Origin of the sequence: Neisseria sp. HMSC058F07 (assembly GCF_001810035.1) — a bacterium.
Taxonomy (GTDB): domain Bacteria; phylum Pseudomonadota; class Gammaproteobacteria; order Burkholderiales; family Neisseriaceae; genus Neisseria; species Neisseria perflava.
The window spans coordinates 1-16,862 of sequence record NZ_KV799663.1; the positions used below are offsets into that span (position 1 = coordinate 1).

Sequence of the window (16,862 nt, forward strand, 5' to 3'; positions counted from 1 at the left end):
TATACGCCTACCTACAAAACCAGTCAACACCCAACTTCAAAAAAATTAAAATTTTTTCACAACTATCTGTATTTAAATAATTTAAAATTTATTGGATTTTATCGTTCGATAGATAAAACAGATATCCAAAGATAAATAGTCCTGCAGTTTTACTCTTAATTGCCACATTCAAACACTCTATATCTCTATACTACTGGCGCTTTAGTCCCATCTACTCTTACAATCTCTACTTTCTCCAATAAAACAATCATAAATTTAGAATAGTCCCTATTATGAATAACGAAAAGATTCAACAAAAATTTGAACAAGCATATCACTCTTTTATCGAAGAGGAAAATTACGAGGAAGCGCTAAAACGTGCCGAGATTCTTTGCCTTCTCAATCCACAATCTGTCGAATTTCATCACAAAGTTGCTTATGCCTATCTGAAGCAGTTGAAATGGGAAAAAGCCATTGAGGCTGAAATGAAAACGTTAGAGCTGGATAGCACCTATATTCCTGCTTTGGATTTACTTGCCCATGCTTACGGCGCCCTAGATAATTGGGAAAAAACCGGGTTTTACGGTCATCAGGCTTTGGTTCTAAAAGACAAAGCCATCCCAGACCTAGAACATGAAATAATTCCGACATCAGCTCCAAAAAACGGCAAACGGATTATCTCCTTTTCTTTATTTGGCAATAATTCCAAATATATTGAGCCTGCCGTCTTAAACACCCAGCTTGCTCCTGTACTTTTCCCCGGTTGGACATGTCGTTTTTATATTGACGATTCTGTATCGGCTGAAGCTATTCAACGATTTAGAAATAACGGTGCAGAAGTGATTAAGGTTGGCGCTCCATTGGACAACTGGCCGGGTACGATGTGGCGCTTTCTTGCCATCAATGATCCCGAGGTTGAATACGTTATTTTCCGTGATGCAGATTCTATTATTTGTTATCGTGATGCAGCGGCCGTATCCGAATGGATAAAAAGTGGTACACTATTCCACACTATTCGTGACTCGGGCTCGCATACTGCCCTAATTCTTGCGGGTATGTGGGGCGCTAAAGCGGGCGCAGTCCCAGATATGCAGGAAAGGATTCAAAACTTTGTCGACGAGGGCTATCCTTCCAGGCATTTTGCCGACCAAGATTTTCTAGAAAAAGAATTGTGGGCCTATATCCGTCAGAATCTGTTTGCACATGACAGATTATTTGATTTCTGTAATGCACACGAAATTCCCGGCGAGTTCTACTCTAATTATCAAATCGCTTTCAGCGAAGGGGTCACCAGCTTTAATGCAACGACTGATTATGAAGACGGCAGTCTGGCAAGATGGACGCTGTACTCCAGTGCTTCGCCTTTGGTCAATCCGGACTACTCGCTCAATGTTGTTCCTGAATTTAAAGTCTGCAGTTATGTGACTGAAGTGAAAAACGGGGTGGTTTCAGCATTCTTACCGAAGAGATATGGCAATGCGATTAAAGCAAAACTGGCCAGGATCAACATCGAACAAATCTAATTTGATTTGATTCCTATATACCTCATTTAATGAACCCATTATTTATGAGCAAACACATTCTCCTCGGCATTACCGGCGGTATTGCGGCGTATAAATCTTGCGAACTGGTCAGACTGCTGAAAAAGCAAGGACATTCTGTATCAGTGGTAATGACAGATTCTGCGACGAAATTTGTCTCCCCACTGACTTTCCAAGCTTTAACCGGCAACCCTGTTTTATCGGATACCTATTCAGGCACTTCCAATAATGGCATGGCGCACATCAATCTGACGCGTGAAGCTGACGCATTTCTTATTGCACCAGCCACTGCCAATACGATCGCCAAAATTGCCAACGGATTGGCTGACAACCTGTTGACTACTTTGGCCGCAGCCAGAAAATGTCCTTTGGCCGTTGCGCCTGCAATGAATGTCGAAATGTGGAACAACCCTGCCAACCTGCGCAATATTGAGCAGCTGGTTTCAGACGGCATTACCGTGTTTTACCCAAACAGCGGCGAACAGGCTTGCGGCGAAACAGGTACCGGCAGAATGGTCGAAGCGGTCGATCTGGCAGATTTGTTAGAGGATTTATGGACACCCAAGCTATTGAGCGGCAAAAAAGTTCTGATTACAGCCGGCGCAACGTTTGAAGCCATCGATCCTGTCCGCGGCATTACCAATATTTCCAGCGGACAAATGGGCATGGCTTTAGCACGTGCGTGCCGTGCTGCCGGAGCGAAAGTCACGCTGATTTACGGTCAAATTCAGATGGCCTTGCCAGCAGGCTTGGCTCATTCCGAACAAGCTGTCAGCGCAGAAGCCATGTATCAGGCAGTTCACCGCCATATCCATGAGCAAGATGTCTTTATTTCCGTTGCAGCCGTTGCAGACTATAAAGTCAAAAACAGCAGCAACGAGAAACTGAAGAAAAACGGCAATCAGCCTCCAATTATCGAACTGACGGAAAATCCGGATATTCTCGCATCCGTTGCCGCCCTACCTTCTCGACCATTCTGCGTCGGCTTTGCTGCCGAAAGCCATCAGGTTTTGGAATTTGCTCGGGCAAAACGTTTGCGCAAAAACGTACCGATGCTGGTAGCCAACCAAGTTTCCGTTTCCATGGGCAAACCAACCAATCAAATCACCATTATTGATGACCTTGCCGAAACCTCATTTCCGGAAACATCCAAACGCCAAGCAGCGGATGAAATCGTCAAACGTCTGACTGAGTTGTTGGCTTGATAAAAAAAGGCCGTCTGAAAATTTTTCAGACGGCCTTTGTTCAAACACATTAAATCACAATCCCAATTCGCGCAGGAAACGAATATCGTCTGCCCAACCGGATTTCACTTTCACCCAAATCTTCAAAAAGACTTTGGTATCAAATAATTTTTCCATATCAAGGCGGGCTTCAGTAGAAATTTTCTTCAATTTCTCCCCACCCTTGCCAATCAAAATCGCCTTTTGGCTGTCTTTATCGACCAACACCGCGATATAAATGCGGAACAGTCCGCTTTCCTCTTCCTCAAACTGCTCCACTTCAACATTCATCGCATACGGCAACTCTTCGCCCAAATAACGGAACAGTTTTTCGCGCACAATCTCCATCGCCAGAAATCGGCTGGATTTATCCGTCACCATATCTTCCGGATACATCGGGATACTTTCCGGCAGATACGGCTTGAGCAATTCCAGCAAATTGGCAATACGCAGACCATGTTTCGCGCTGACTGCCTCGCTGGCGGCAAATTCAAACTCTTGGCGCACTTCATTGATAAAAGCCTCAAGCGCAAATTTGTCTTTGGCTTTATCTTTATCGATTTTATTGACCACCAATACCACAGGCGTATGCTTAGGCAACTGCTTCAGCACCACGCGGTCCGCATCGGTAAAGCGCATGGCTTCCACCACAAAAACCACCACGTCCACGCCGCTCAACGCTTCGGTTACGTTTTGATTAAGACGGTCATTCAAGGCATTGCGGTGATTGGTTTGAAAACCAGGCGTATCGACAAACACAAATTGCGCCGTGTCGTCGGTGTAAATACCGGTTACACGGTTGCGCGTGGTTTGTGCTTTTTTACTGGTAATACTGATTTTCTGACCAATTAAATGGTTCATCAGCGTGGATTTGCCGACATTCGGACGACCCACGATGGCCACAAAGCCGCAACGATAATCCGTCGGGTGTTGCGACTCGTTTTGCAAAAAGGTTTCGATATCCATTTATATATGACTTTCTTGATTGTTTCAGACGGCCTTTGCATTTTTTCAAAGGCCGTCTGAAGTATCATTTTTTAGCTTTTTTCAAAGGGAACTTCTGTTCCAACCACTCTAAAGCTTCACATGCCGCTTTTTGCTCGGCCACTTTCCGACTGCTGCCGCGTGCATTGCAGATGAAACCGAGTTCGCCCAAATCACAGGAAATCACAAACATCGCATCAGCCGTCTGCTCCGCCTGCTCTTCGATTCGGTATTTCGGCAGGGCAAAGCGACGTGCCTGCAAGGCTTCCTGCAAAGCGGTTTTACTGTCTTTCTTGCCGATATTCAAATCCGCACGTTTCACGCGTTCCGCAAACAAATGGCGAACCACTTTTTCCGCCGCAGAAAAATCAGCGTCAAAGCTGACCGCCGCAAACATCGCCTCCATTGCGTCAGCCAAAATCGAAGGCCGTCTGAAACCGCCGCTCTTCAACTCGCCGGCACCCAAATACAAACCGTCGCCGACATTCATTTCCAACGCGATTTCAGCCAATACGCCTTCATTCACCAAAGCCGCGCGCATCCGCGACAACTCGCCTTCCGACAATTTCGGAAACGCGTCAAACAACATCCGCGCCACTGAATAGTTCAAAATCGAATCGCCGACAAATTCAAAACGCTCATTGTGTTTGGCATTGTAGCTGCGGTGAGTCAAAGCCTGCTGAAGCAGCTCCATATTGCGGAACTCATAGCCCAGACGCTTTTGAATCGCTCGATGCGCCTGCTGTTTGAGCAAATCAGGTTTCATTCCATACTTTCAAAAAAACAGCCGGAAAGCACGCCTCATCCGCAGTGAAACAAAATAAAAAGGCTACACCGGCAACTTTTTTATTTTGGCTCATTGTTTCTTGCGTCCCTCAAGCCGATAAACAATCAAAAGCCGTCATGTTCAAACCTGACGGCACTTGCCGACATTGTACCATCAAACCGACCCTGCACACATCCGTGCGGAAAAGCGGCGAATCGTGTAAAATCATGCCAAATCATCTCTTTGCCAACTCCATGAACAAATTTGCCCAAGCATTGGCCGCAGCGCTCGACCGCTGCATTGTTACCAACACCGTCGCCGAACAAGGCAAACCCGTCGGCTTCCTCTACCGCGAAGCCCCCGTATTTGAAAACGACAGCGGCTGGCGTATTTTCAGCGGCGACGAAACCGACGAATACACCGACAATCCCGACAACTTCAGCATTGTCAGCCTCTCCGCCATTACCGCAGACAATCCCGACATCGCGCCCCTGCTGACTCAGGCAGAAGGCAGCGCGTGGGAATTAAACGAAGACGGCGAGTTCCAAGCCGTTGCCGATTGGCAGCCGCAAGAATAATCCATCCCCATTTCGTTTCAGACGGCCTTCCCTATAACCAGGCCGTCTGAAACCGAGCCGAATCCCTATTTCACCAATATTGAAGGAATCATCATGAACATTATCGAACCCCGCCTCGACGGTACCAACTTGCGCATCGGCATCGTTCAGGCCCGCTTCACCAACGAAATCGGCAGCGAAATGGTCAAAGTTTGCTGCCGCACCTTAAAAGAATTGGGCGTAGCCGAAGACAACATCACGCTTGCCACCGTCCCCGGCGCGCTTGAAGTGCCTATCGCGCTGATGAACCTCGCTTCATCCGAACAATTCGATGCCCTGATTGCCATCGGCGTTGTCATTCGCGGCGAAACCTACCACTTTGAATTGGTATCCAATGAATCCGGCGCAGGCGTCAGCCGCGTTGCCCTTGATTACAACATCCCGATCGCCAACGCCATCCTGACGACCGAAAACGACGAACAGGCCGTCGCACGCATCGAAGAAAAAGCCTCCGATGCCGCCAAAGTTGCCGTAGAATGTGCCAACTTGGTCAACCATCTTTTGTCAGAACAATACGAAGACGACGAAGAATAAGTTCTCCCCGTATTGAATACCGCATATTTTCAGACGGCCTCCCAATCATGACATTGAGGCCGTCTGAATCATTCAATATTCAGCCGACAACCATCGGCACCCTCTTCACAAGGAATACCCATGAAAAGCCCACGCCGCCGCGCACGCGAGCTTGCCGTACAAGCCATTTATCAAGCAGGCATCAACAAAACAGCCGCTCCCGAAATCGCCAAAAACATCCGCGAACTGTCCCAAGCGCCCAATATGGATGAAGAGCTGTTCAACAAACTGTTTTTCGGCGCGCAAACCCATGCCGAAGAATACATGGAAAAAATCAGCCCCCTGCTCGACCGCGACGAGAAAGATCTCAGCCCTATCGAACGCGCCGTTTTGCTGGTTGCCTGCCATGAGCTGAGCACCATGCCTGAGACCCCCTATCCTGTCATCATCAACGAAGCCATTGAAGTCACCAAAACTTTCGGCGGCACCGACGGCCATAAATTCGTCAACGGCATCCTCGACCAACTGGCTTCACGCATCCGCCCTGACGAACCGCGCCGCAAAGGCTAAGATGGGCTTCACATCGGGCCGGGATTACCAATCTTTGCCCTGTATAAGCTAATGTGCTTATACAGCCAAACCATCCAAAAGGCCGTCTAAAATTCAGACGGCCTTTTATATTTCGATTTATTCCGATTTTGGTATTTCATAACCGGGGCAGTTTTGTTTATCACTGTTTGCCCAGATGATACCGCTGTCGTTGTAATAAACGGTACAAGTTTCATCGGCATTGGTTTCTCTATTGGGTACAGCCTTCAAAATATAACCTGAATCGGAAGGATCAGGCATAGAATCCGTACCTTCGGAAAAACTAATATTGAAATATTGATTCTGCTGCAAATTTTCGGTAGGAAACCCTACAAAAGTACTTTTTTGAGTATAGTAGCGTTCAAGTTGTTGGGCATTATGCAGCATCTGTGTGCGGACGGATGCGAGACGCGTTTGGCGGATGTAGTTTTGATAAGACGGATAGGCGATGGTAGCGAGAATGGCTGCAATCAAAACGACTATCAGCAGCTCGATAAGCGTGAAGCCTTGTTGGTGTTTCATTTTATTTGTGTCGTTAATAATTGGAATAAGACATGAATATTATAGTCGTTTTCTTGCGGCTTAAATGTTCAGATTCGGAGGGAGTTTGGGAATTTATGTAAACGAGGTACAAGTTCTGAAAAATATCTTCATCCTTTTATTTTTTATTTCAATAAGTTAAACTTCAATTTAAGTTGACCGTCTCTTGGTTGGTCTTGGTCTTTACAGTAAAATCCAGTTGTTTTTTTGTTTCTATCAATACATTGGTTGCTTGTCTGCGACGTTATTTTATTGAATTGGTTCCTTTTATATGTCTAAAGTTTTCAAGTGGGCGGCCGGTACGGCTGTTATCGTGGCTGCGGCTTTCGGCGGCTGGTCTTTGATGAAGCCTGAGCCTCAGTCTTCTTTTATTACGGAAGTGGTCAAACTCGGCGATATCCGTCAAACCGTATCGGCAACCGGCGAAATCTCGCCTTCCAATTTGGTATCCGTAGGCGCGGAAGCTTCAGGCCAGATTAAAAAACTGTATGTGAAACTGGGCCAACAAGTGAAAAAAGGCGATTTGATTGCAGAAATCGACTCAACCAATCAGCTCAATACCTTAAATACCGAAAAATCCAAACTGGAAACTTATCAGGCAAAATTGGTTTCTGCCGAAATTGCGCTTTCCAGTGCGGAGAAAAAATATAAGCGCGAACTTGCCTTATGGAAAGAACAAGCCACTTCCAAAGAAGATTTGGAATCTGCACAAGACTCTTTAGCCGCAGCCAAAGCCAATGTCGCCGAACTGAAGGCCTCCATCAAACAATCCAAAATCTCCATCAATACGGCCGAATCCGAATTGGGACACACGCGGATTACCGCCACCATGGACGGAACCGTGGTCGCCATTCCTGTTGAAGAAGGCCAATCCGTCAATGCGGCGCAATCTACGCCGACCATTATCCAGCTGGCCAATCTGGAAACCATGTTGAACAAAATGCAGATTGCAGAAGGCGACATCACAAAGGTCAAAGCCGGTCAGGATATTTCGTTCACCATTTTGTCCGAGCCGGACACGCCGATTAAAGCGAAATTGGACAGCGTCGACCCCGGCCTGACCACCATGTCTTTGGGCAGCTACACCAGCAGCACGGACACAACTTCCAATGCGATTTACTACTATGCCCGCGCCTTGGTGCCAAATTCCGACGGCAAACTTTCCATCGGCATGACCACTCAAAACACGATTGAAATCAACGGCGTGAAGAATGTCTTACTGGTACCGACGCTGACTGTAAAAAAACATAACGGTAAATCCTATGTCAGCATTTTGGGTGCAGACAATAAAGCGGTAGAACGCGAAGTAACCGTCGGTTTGAAAGATAGTATGAATACCGAAATCAAAAGCGGCTTGAAAGAAGGCGAAAAAGTAATCGTTTCTGAAATGAGCGCAGACGAAAAGAATAAGAGCAGCGAACGCGCGATGATGGGCGGCGGCCCTCCCCGCTGATTGATTAAGGCCGTCTGAAAGGTTTGGCTGTGTTTCAGACGGCCTTGGTTTCTGTATGTCTATTTTTCGCCCGGAAAGATTATGAGTTTAATCGAATGTAAGAATATCAACCGTTTTTTCGGTAGCGGTGAAAACCGTGTGCATGTATTGAAAGATGTCAGCCTTTCTATTGAAAAAGGCGACTTTGTGGCGATTATCGGCCAATCCGGCTCGGGCAAATCAACGCTGATGAATATCTTGGGCTGTCTGGATTCCGCCACTTCCGGCTCTTATCAAATCGACGGCATCGAAACATCGCAAATGCAGCCGGATGAGCTGGCGGCTTTGCGCCGTGAGCGTTTCGGCTTTATTTTCCAGCGTTACAACCTGTTAAGTTCGCTGACCGCCCGGGACAACGTCGCCCTGCCTGCCGTATATATGGGCATGGACAGCAAAGAGCGCGCGGAACGTGCGGAAAAACTGTTGGGCGATTTGGGTTTGCAAAATAAAGAAGGCAACAAACCCAGCGAACTTTCCGGCGGGCAGCAACAGCGCGTTTCGATTGCCCGCGCGTTGATGAACGGCGGCGAAATCATCTTTGCCGACGAACCAACCGGCGCATTGGATACCGCCAGCGGTAAAAATGTGATGGAAATCATCCACAAGCTGCACGAAGACGGGCATACCGTGATTATGGTTACCCACGATCCGGGCATTGCGGCAAATGCAAACCGCGTCATCGAAATTCGCGACGGTCAGATTATTTCGGATACGTCTAAAAATCCCGATATTCCGCCAAGCAAAGTGGAGAGGATTAAAGAAAAAGCTTCCTGGTCGTTTTATTACGATCAATTTATGGAAGCATTCAAAATGTCGGTACAGGCGATTATGGCGCACAAAATGCGTTCGCTGCTGACCATGCTGGGGATTATCATCGGTATCGCTTCGGTAGTATCGGTAGTGGCCTTGGGTAATGGTTCTCAACAAAAAATCTTGGAAGACATCAACTCGATGGGCACAAACACCATCAGTATCTTCCCCGGCCGTGGTTTTGGCGACCGTAGAAGCGGACGGATCAAGACACTGACGATTAATGACGCAAAAGCTATCAGCCAACAAAGTTACGTCGCCTCCGCCACCCCTCAAACCAACTCCAGCGGCACCTTGACCTACCGCAACACCGACCTGACCGCCTCGCTTTACGGCGTAGGCGAACAATATTTCGACGTGCGCGGTTTGAAATTGGAAGAAGGCCGTCTGTTTGATGATGACGATGTAAAAACCGATGCCCAAGTTGTCGTCATCGACCAAAACACCAAAACCAAACTCTTCGGCGAAGGTGTCAATCCTTTAGGCAAAACCATCCTTTTCAAAAAACGTCCGCTAACCGTCATCGGCATTATGAAAAAGGATGACAACTCATTTGGCAATTCCGACTCGCTGATGCTTTGGTCGCCTTATACAACGGTCATGCACCAAATTACCGGCGAAAGCTATACCAACTCCATCGTTGTCAAAATCAAAGACGATGCCAACACACAGGTTGCCGAAAAAAGCCTGACCGAGCTGCTGAAAGCACGCCACGGTACAGAAGACTTCTTTATGAACAACAGCGACAGCATCAAAGAAATGGTGGAAAGCACAACCGGCACCATGACGCTGCTGATTTCTTCCATCGCGGTCATCTCTTTGGTGGTCGGCGGTATCGGCGTGATGAACATCATGCTGGTCTCCGTTACCGAGCGCACCAAAGAAATCGGCGTTCGCATGGCAATCGGCGCACGCCGCAACAATATTTTGCAACAGTTCCTGATTGAGGCCGTCTTAATCTGTATCATCGGCGGCCTGTCCGGCGTATTGCTGTCCGCAAGCATCAGCCTGGTGTTCAACTATTTTGTTACCGACTTCCCAATGAGCATTTCCATGACTTCCGTCATCGGCGCAGTCGTCTGCTCCACCGCCATCGGCGTCGCGTTCGGCTTTATGCCTGCCAACAAGGCTTCCAAGCTCAACCCGATTGATGCGCTGGCTCAGGATTGATTATGTTTCAGACGGCCTATTATTTTAGGGCCGTCTGAAATGCTGTTACCCGAAAGATTTTTTATGAAGACGAAACCTTTTTCCCAAGCAGCCTTATCATTGGCTGTTGCCCTTGCCCTAAGTGCGTGCGCCGCGCCTAAAGCCAATCCGAACCTGACGCTGGAAGCGACCGGCCAAGTCATGAGCGCGGCGGAAACTGCCGAACGCTACGATGTAAACGGCAACTGGTGGGAAATCTACCAAAGCCAGCAGCTCAATGCGCTGATGGAGCAGGCGCTGGCGAACAATGTCGATTTGAAACAGGCCGCCATCAGCGTCAACAAAGCTTTGTATCAAGCCAATATTTTGGGCGCGGATTTGGTGCCTTCGTTCAGCGGATCGTTGGGCGCGAACGCTTCTAAAAACCTGAAAACCGGCAGCCATGGCAATACCTTCAGCAGCCAGCTTGGTTTGAGCTACGAATTGGATTTGTGGCGCAAACTCAGTGCCACTGCCGATGCGCAGGTATGGGAATACCAAGCCACGCATGAAGACATGGCCAATACACGCCTGACTTTGATTAATAATGTCGCCGATGCGTATTTCAATATCTCCTACCTGAACGAAGCCATCGAGTTGGCGAAAAAATCGCTGAAGCAATACCAGGAAATCAACCGCATTGCGAATGCCAAGTTCCACTACGGCCGAGCCGACTCAAGCCAGCCGACCCAAGCCAAACAGTCATTGCTGAGCGCAGAAAACAGCCTGTTGTCTTTGCAAAACAATTTGGATACGCAAAAACAGGTTTTGCGTAATTTATTGAATTTAAGGCCGTCTGAAAACATGGCCGCCGATCCGGCACAATTCCGCCTGCTGCCGGTCAAAGGCGTGAACTTGGACGTACCGATTACCGTTTTAGCCAACCGCCCCGACCTGCGCGCCGCCGAATACCGCCTGCAGGCGTCGCAGCAATCGGTCAACGCGCAAAAACGCAGTTGGTATCCGTCGATTACTTTGGGCGCAAGTTTGAGTACGTCTTCCGATAAAGCGAAAAGCACGTTCAATATCCCTATGTTAGGCGGATCGGCCACCATCAATCTGCCTTTCCTTAATTGGCAGATCATGAAATGGAAAGACAAAACCGTACAAGCGGAGATGGACAGTGCCAAGCTGAATTTTGAAAAAGCCCTGACTACCGCGCTCAACGAGGTCAACACCAATTACCTTGCCTACAAAAACGCGCAGGCCAGCCTTGCCAATCAAGAACAGCGTTATCAGTTGGACAAGAAAAACAGCCATTACTATCAAGTACGCTACCAACACGGTAAAAACGAGCTGAAAGACTGGCTGGAGGCTTTGAATTCGGAATACAGCTCGGCGCAAAACCTACTGAACCAACGCTATGAAGCCTTGAAATACGAAAATATGGTGTATAAAGCCATGGCTGGACGTTATACGCCGAAATAGCATTTTCAGACGGCCTTTGGTTAATTTCCGTCAAAGGCCGTCTGAAACCATTCAAGCAACTGAATTTTCATATATAATCGCGCGTTTATTTGATTTTATCCGGACAACATTATGGCCTTCGCCTCTCTCTTTACGCTTTTGGACGACATTACCGCCGTTTTGGACGACGTAGCGATGATGACCAAAGTCGCCGCAAAAAAAACCGCCGGCGTGGTCGGTGACGATTTGGCGCTCAACGCCAATCAGGTAACCGGCGTATCCGCCGAGCGCGAATTGCCGATTATTTGGGCGGTGGCAAAAGGCTCTCTGGTCAATAAGCTGATTCTGGTGCCGCTTGCACTGTTGCTTTCCGCTTTCCTGCCAGCGCTGATTACGCCCTTGTTGATGATCGGCGGTGTTTATTTGTGTTTTGAAGGCGTGGAAAAACTGTTGCACAAATTCTTGCACCGCAATGAACACGAAGACGGACACGATGCCAAGCCTGAAGTCACAGACGAAAAAACAAAAGTGAAAGGCGCGGTCCGCACAGATTTCATCCTCTCCGCCGAAATTATTATTATCGCGCTGGGCGTTGTTGAAAAATATGACCTGATGACGCGTTCTTTGGTTATGGCCGCCATCGGTGTCGGCATGACGGCATTGGTCTATGGTTTGGTCGGCATTATCGTCAAACTTGACGACCTCGGCATGATGTTGATGCGCCAAAAAAGCGTTGCTGTGCAAGGTATCGGACGCAGTTTGATTTCATTTATGCCTTGGTTTATGCGTGGCTTGAGCATTGTCGGCACGCTGGCGATGTTCTTGGTTGGCGGCGGACTGATCACCCACAACCTTGGCTTTTTGCACGATTTCCTCCACGCACAGCATTGGGACAGCGGCATGATGGAACATATCGCCAACTTGGTGGTCGGAGTAGCCGCCGGTGCATTGGCTTGCGCAATCGTCCTGCCTGCAATGAAATTGTTTCAAAAAGACTGATTTTGTTTCCCTGCCGTCTGAAAACTTTTCAGACGGCCTCAATACCATTTAAAGCATGAATATTTTCCGTAAACTCGAACAATATTGGCAACATCCGCTGCTTTACTGGCCGCTGGTCATCTTGATTGCCGCCGCGACACCGTTCACTTTCGCCCCGTATTATCATTTCTGGCTGATGCCGCTGTTGTTTGGCGCGCTGATACGCCTGATTGAATTGCGTCCACGCTTTGCCGTCATGACTGCCTATCTGTTCGGATTAATCGGTTATACGGCGCAGTTTTATTGGATACACACTGCCTTGCATGATGTTTCGGGTTTGCCGGATTCATACGCCATCCCCCTCACCTTCCTGCTGCCGGCATTTCTTGCGCTTTATCCGGCCATCTGTTTTTGGGTGTGGAGAAAATGCAACCTGTCGCGCTGGGCCAAAACCGGCCTCCTGCTGCCGATTTTGTGGACGCTGGCAGAATTTGCCCGCGAACGTTTCCTGACTGGATTCGGCTGGGGTGCAATCGGCTATTCCCAAATCATCAAAGACAGCCCGTTGGCAGGCTTCGCGCCTTTGGGCGGCATTCATATGGTCACGCTGGCAACCGCTTTTCTCAGCGCATGGCTGGTGTTGCTGATTGACAACCACGGCCGTCTGAAACACCGCCTCCTGCCCTTATTCCTTATCGTTGCACTCTGCTCCGTCGGCTACATTTCCCAACAAACCGAATACACCCGCCCTGACGGCAGCACCAGCACGGTTGCCCTGATTCAAGGCAATATCGAGCAAAATCTGAAATGGAAAGAAGAGCAAATCATCCCAACCATTCAGAAATACTACGAACAAATCAGCAAAACCAGTGCTGACATCGTCATCCTGCCCGAGACCGCCCTGCCACTGATGCGCCAAGACCTGCCCGAAGGCATCTTGGAACAATTCGCCGAGCAAGCGCAAAGCAACGGCAGCGCGTTGGCCATCGGTATCAGCCAATATACGCCCGACGGCAACGGCTACGAAAATGCAGTCATCAATTTGAGCGACTATCACAACAGCACTTCCGATACCATCCCCTACTACGCCAAGAACCACCTCGTTCCATTTGGCGAATACAAGCCCTTGCCCACCATTACCGAGCGCCTCTATAAAATGATGGATATGCCTTTGGCCGACTTTCAAAAAGGCGGCGACAACCAAGCGCCTTTGGTGATGAAAGATCAAAAAGTCGCCTTCAATATCTGCTATGAAGACGGTTTCGGCGACGAACTCATTGCAACGGCGAAACGCTCCACCTTGCTTGCCAACATCAGCAATATGGCGTGGTATGGCAAGTCCAATGCCATGTACCAGCAGCTTCAACAGTCCCAAGCGCGTGCAATGGAACTGGGCCGCTACATGGTTCGCGCCACCAATACCGGCGCGACCGCCATTATTTCCCCTAAAGGTACGATTGTTGCCGAAGCCCAACCGGATACAGAAACCGTCCTCGAAGGCCACGTTAAAGGCTATATCGGCGAAACGCCTTATATGAAAGCAGGCGGCTCAACATGGCTTATCAGCATTTTGGCCGTTATCGGCGTATTCCTTATCCTGATTGGCCGGAAAAAACCAGAATAAAAAATTTTTAAGACCTTGTTATACAAGGTCTTTTTCATCACCAAAACTATTTACATACAGAAATGTTTGTAATATACTTAGCCAAAACCTAGCAAATCACTCAAATTTTCTAAGACAATCAACCCTTGCGATTCAAGCAGTAAAAACTATTGGATCTATCGTTAATTTACAGAAAAAATCCAACCCATAACAAAACAAACCACAGGCAGTGTTATACTGCTTGTCACACAATAAACAAAAAGCCGTTTTCAGACGGCCCAATCAAGGAGAGTATCCTTTATGAATAAAGCTTTTGCATTACCCGTTATCCACAGCGGCAACGGTAGCCTCGAGCAATACATTCATACTGTCAACAGCATTCCCATGCTGACTGCCGAAGAAGAAACACAACTGGCCGAACGTCAACAAAAAGGCGATCTCAACGCCGCCAAACAGCTTATTCTGTCTCATCTTCGCGTCGTCGTATCCATTGCACGCGGTTACGACGGCTACGGCCTCAACCAAGCCGACCTGATTCAAGAAGGTAATATCGGCCTGATGAAAGCCGTCAAACGCTACGAACCGAGCCGCGGCGCGCGCCTGTTTTCGTTTGCCGTGCATTGGATTAAAGCCGAAATCCATGAATTCATTTTGCGCAACTGGCGTTTGGTCCGCGTTGCCACAACCAAACCGCAACGCAAACTGTTCTTCAATCTGCGCAGCATGCGTAAAAACCTGAATGCCTTGTCTCCAAAAGAAGCGCAAGAAATCGCCGACGATTTGGGCGTCAAATTGTCCGAAGTCTTGGAAATGGAACAACGCATGACCGGTCACGATATCGGCATCATGGCAGAAAACAACGATGACGAAGACAACTTCGCCCCTATCGACTGGTTGGCCGATCACGATGCAGAGCCTAGCCGCCAGTTGTCCAAACAAGCCCACTACGCCCTGCAAACCGAAGGTCTGCAAAACGCCTTGGCACAACTGGACGACCGCAGCCGCCGTATCGTTGAAAGCCGCTGGTTGCAAGACGATGGCGGTTTGACCCTGCACGAATTGGCTGCCGAATACGGCGTATCTGCCGAACGCATCCGCCAAATCGAAGCCAAAGCTATGCAAAAACTGCGCGGTTTCTTGGCAGAAGAAGCTGAAGCCGTTTAAGCCTTTCTTGATAAAAGGCCGTCTGAATCTTTTCAGACGGCCTTTTCGATGGCAAACCTCATTGCATCTTCTCCCCCAACACATTCATTTTAAAGCCCACTTAAGCTATAATACCCACCACACACACTACCCAGTCATACCATAACCATGCAACTTACCGTCGTCGGACTCAATCACCAAACCGCGCCCTTGAGCATACGCGAAAAACTGGCATTTGCAGCTGCAAATCTGCCGGATGCCGTGTCCAACCTCGCGCGTAGTGAGGCGGCGGAAGAAGCAGTCATTCTTTCTACCTGCAACCGCACCGAGCTTTACTGCGTCGGCGAAACCGAAAAAATCATCGACTGGTTGGCACAATATCACGACCTGCCTGCCGAAGAAATCCGCCCTTACCTCTATACCTTAGATAATAATGAAACCGTCCGCCACGCCTTCCGCGTCGCCTGCGGTTTAGATTCCATGGTCTTGGGCGAACCGCAAATTCTCGGTCAAATCAAAGATGCCGTCCGCGTTGCGCAAGAACAGGAAAGCATCAACACCCACTTAAACGCCCTGTTTCAAAAAACCTTTGCCGTTGCCAAAGAAGTGCGTACCGACACTGCTGTCGGCGAAAACTCCGTCTCCATGGCTTCTGCATCGGTCAAAATGGCAGAGCAAATCTTCCCTTCCATTTCTGATCTGAACGTCCTTTTTATCGGCGCAGGCGAAATGATTGAGCTGGTGGCTACTTATTTTGCCGCCAAAAATCCCAAGCTCATTACCGTTGCCAACCGCACACACCAGCGCGCGCAGGAATTGTGCGACAAACTCGGTGTCAACGCCGAAGCTTGCCTGCTGAACGAATTGCCCGATATTCTTCACGATTACGACGTGGTTGTTTCTTCCACTGCCAGCCAACTCCCACTCGTCGGCAAAGGCATGGTCGAACGCGCATTGAAAAAACGCCACAACATGCCTGTTTTCCTGCTGGATTTGGCTGTTCCGCGCGATATCGAAGCCGAAGTCGGCGAATTGGAAGACGCATATCTCTATACCGTAGACGACATGATGGACATTGTCCAAAGCGGTAAAGATGCGCGCAAAAAAGCAGCGGCGGCGGCTGAAAGCATGGTGGAAGAAAAAGTCAGCGAATTTATCCGCCTACAGAAAAACCGCCAAAGCGTTCCGCTTATCCGCGCCTTGCGCGACGAAGGTGAACGTGCACGCCGCCAAGTATTGGAAAATGCCATGAAGCAACTGGCAAAAGGCGTATCCGCCGAGGATGTCCTCGAACGCCTCTCCATTCAGTTGACCAACAAACTGCTCCACTCTCCGACACGCACGCTCAATAAAGCTGGCTCGGACAACAGCGAATTAATCGATGCCGTGGCACAGATCTACCATTTGGATCAACACGACTGACCACAATTTAAAGGCCGTCTGAAAAAAGCGAACCGACCGACAGGTCATATTCAAAAGTTTTCAGACGG

The 16,862-nt window shown here is 48.6% G+C and carries 15 protein-coding genes; 12 read left to right on the plus strand and 3 right to left on the minus strand.

From position 1 onward, the window contains the following. Positions 1–272 precede the first annotated feature (272 nt). Both HMPREF2696_RS00200 and coaBC read left to right on the plus strand, forming a co-directional pair. Entirely contained in the window at positions 273–1,502 is a 1,230-nt protein-coding gene (locus HMPREF2696_RS00200; protein ID WP_004519703.1) for a tetratricopeptide repeat protein, read from the plus strand. Positions 1,503–1,546: 44 nt separating this feature from the next. Beyond that, positions 1,547–2,725, plus strand: a complete 1,179-nt coding sequence (gene coaBC / locus HMPREF2696_RS00205) for a bifunctional phosphopantothenoylcysteine decarboxylase/phosphopantothenate--cysteine ligase CoaBC (RefSeq protein WP_070587424.1) — start codon at positions 1,547–1,549, stop codon at positions 2,723–2,725. Between the two features lie 54 nt (positions 2,726–2,779). Here coaBC and era read toward each other — a convergent pair whose 3' ends face one another. Continuing rightward, positions 2,780–3,709, minus strand: a complete 930-nt coding sequence (era, locus tag HMPREF2696_RS00210) for a GTPase Era (protein ID WP_036493257.1) — start codon at positions 3,707–3,709, stop codon at positions 2,780–2,782. A 64-nt stretch (positions 3,710–3,773) separates the two neighbouring features. Next, positions 3,774–4,493 (minus strand): ribonuclease III, encoded by a 720-nt coding sequence (gene rnc / locus HMPREF2696_RS00215; RefSeq protein ID WP_003683027.1) that lies wholly within the window; start codon positions 4,491–4,493, stop codon positions 3,774–3,776. Between the two features lie 254 nt (positions 4,494–4,747). Here rnc and HMPREF2696_RS00220 point away from each other — a divergent pair, with 254 nt between their 5' ends. The 3 genes from HMPREF2696_RS00220 to nusB all read left to right on the plus strand — a co-directional run bounded on the left by HMPREF2696_RS00220 (position 4,748) and on the right by nusB (position 6,193). After that, complete coding sequence (locus tag HMPREF2696_RS00220) at positions 4,748–5,071, plus strand: DUF2185 domain-containing protein (protein WP_039862122.1); 324 nt, start codon at positions 4,748–4,750, stop codon at positions 5,069–5,071. A 93-nt stretch (positions 5,072–5,164) separates the two neighbouring features. Next, complete coding sequence (gene ribH / locus HMPREF2696_RS00225; RefSeq protein WP_003748562.1) at positions 5,165–5,644, plus strand: 6,7-dimethyl-8-ribityllumazine synthase; 480 nt, start codon at positions 5,165–5,167, stop codon at positions 5,642–5,644. A 120-nt stretch (positions 5,645–5,764) separates the two neighbouring features. Continuing rightward, positions 5,765–6,193 (plus strand): transcription antitermination factor NusB, encoded by a 429-nt coding sequence (gene nusB / locus HMPREF2696_RS00230; RefSeq protein ID WP_004519698.1) that lies wholly within the window; start codon positions 5,765–5,767, stop codon positions 6,191–6,193. A gap of 117 nt (positions 6,194–6,310) precedes the next feature. On the opposite strand, the gene HMPREF2696_RS00235 is transcribed toward nusB, so the two are convergent. Next, complete coding sequence (locus HMPREF2696_RS00235; RefSeq protein ID WP_004519697.1) at positions 6,311–6,733, minus strand: type IV pilin protein; 423 nt, start codon at positions 6,731–6,733, stop codon at positions 6,311–6,313. Positions 6,734–7,022: 289 nt separating this feature from the next. Between HMPREF2696_RS00235 and HMPREF2696_RS00240 the strand changes: the two genes are divergently transcribed. From HMPREF2696_RS00240 to hemA, 7 genes are all read left to right on the plus strand, one after another. Then, positions 7,023–8,204: an efflux RND transporter periplasmic adaptor subunit gene (locus HMPREF2696_RS00240; protein WP_004519696.1), complete on the plus strand. Its 1,182-nt coding sequence runs from the start codon at positions 7,023–7,025 to the stop codon at positions 8,202–8,204. 81 nt (positions 8,205–8,285) lie between these two features. After that, positions 8,286–10,223, plus strand: a complete 1,938-nt coding sequence (locus tag HMPREF2696_RS00245) for a MacB family efflux pump subunit (RefSeq protein WP_004519695.1) — start codon at positions 8,286–8,288, stop codon at positions 10,221–10,223. Between the two features lie 63 nt (positions 10,224–10,286). Further along, positions 10,287–11,669 carry a TolC family protein gene (locus HMPREF2696_RS00250; RefSeq protein ID WP_039862103.1) on the plus strand — a complete coding sequence of 461 codons (1,383 nt, stop codon included), beginning with the start codon at positions 10,287–10,289 and terminating at the stop codon, positions 11,667–11,669. A 111-nt stretch (positions 11,670–11,780) separates the two neighbouring features. After that, positions 11,781–12,647: a DUF808 domain-containing protein gene (locus HMPREF2696_RS00255; RefSeq protein WP_070587427.1), complete on the plus strand. Its 867-nt coding sequence runs from the start codon at positions 11,781–11,783 to the stop codon at positions 12,645–12,647. 55 nt (positions 12,648–12,702) lie between these two features. Continuing rightward, positions 12,703–14,250: an apolipoprotein N-acyltransferase gene (gene lnt, locus HMPREF2696_RS00260; protein ID WP_004519692.1), complete on the plus strand. Its 1,548-nt coding sequence runs from the start codon at positions 12,703–12,705 to the stop codon at positions 14,248–14,250. Between the two features lie 279 nt (positions 14,251–14,529). After that, positions 14,530–15,393 (plus strand): RNA polymerase sigma factor RpoH, encoded by an 864-nt coding sequence (gene rpoH / locus HMPREF2696_RS00265; protein ID WP_004519690.1) that lies wholly within the window; start codon positions 14,530–14,532, stop codon positions 15,391–15,393. 147 nt (positions 15,394–15,540) lie between these two features. Beyond that, the gene (gene hemA, locus HMPREF2696_RS00270) at positions 15,541–16,794 is read left to right on the plus strand and encodes a glutamyl-tRNA reductase (protein ID WP_003684306.1); all 1,254 of its coding nucleotides are present in this window, start codon (positions 15,541–15,543) and stop codon (positions 16,792–16,794) included. Positions 16,795–16,862: the final 68 nt, after the last annotated feature.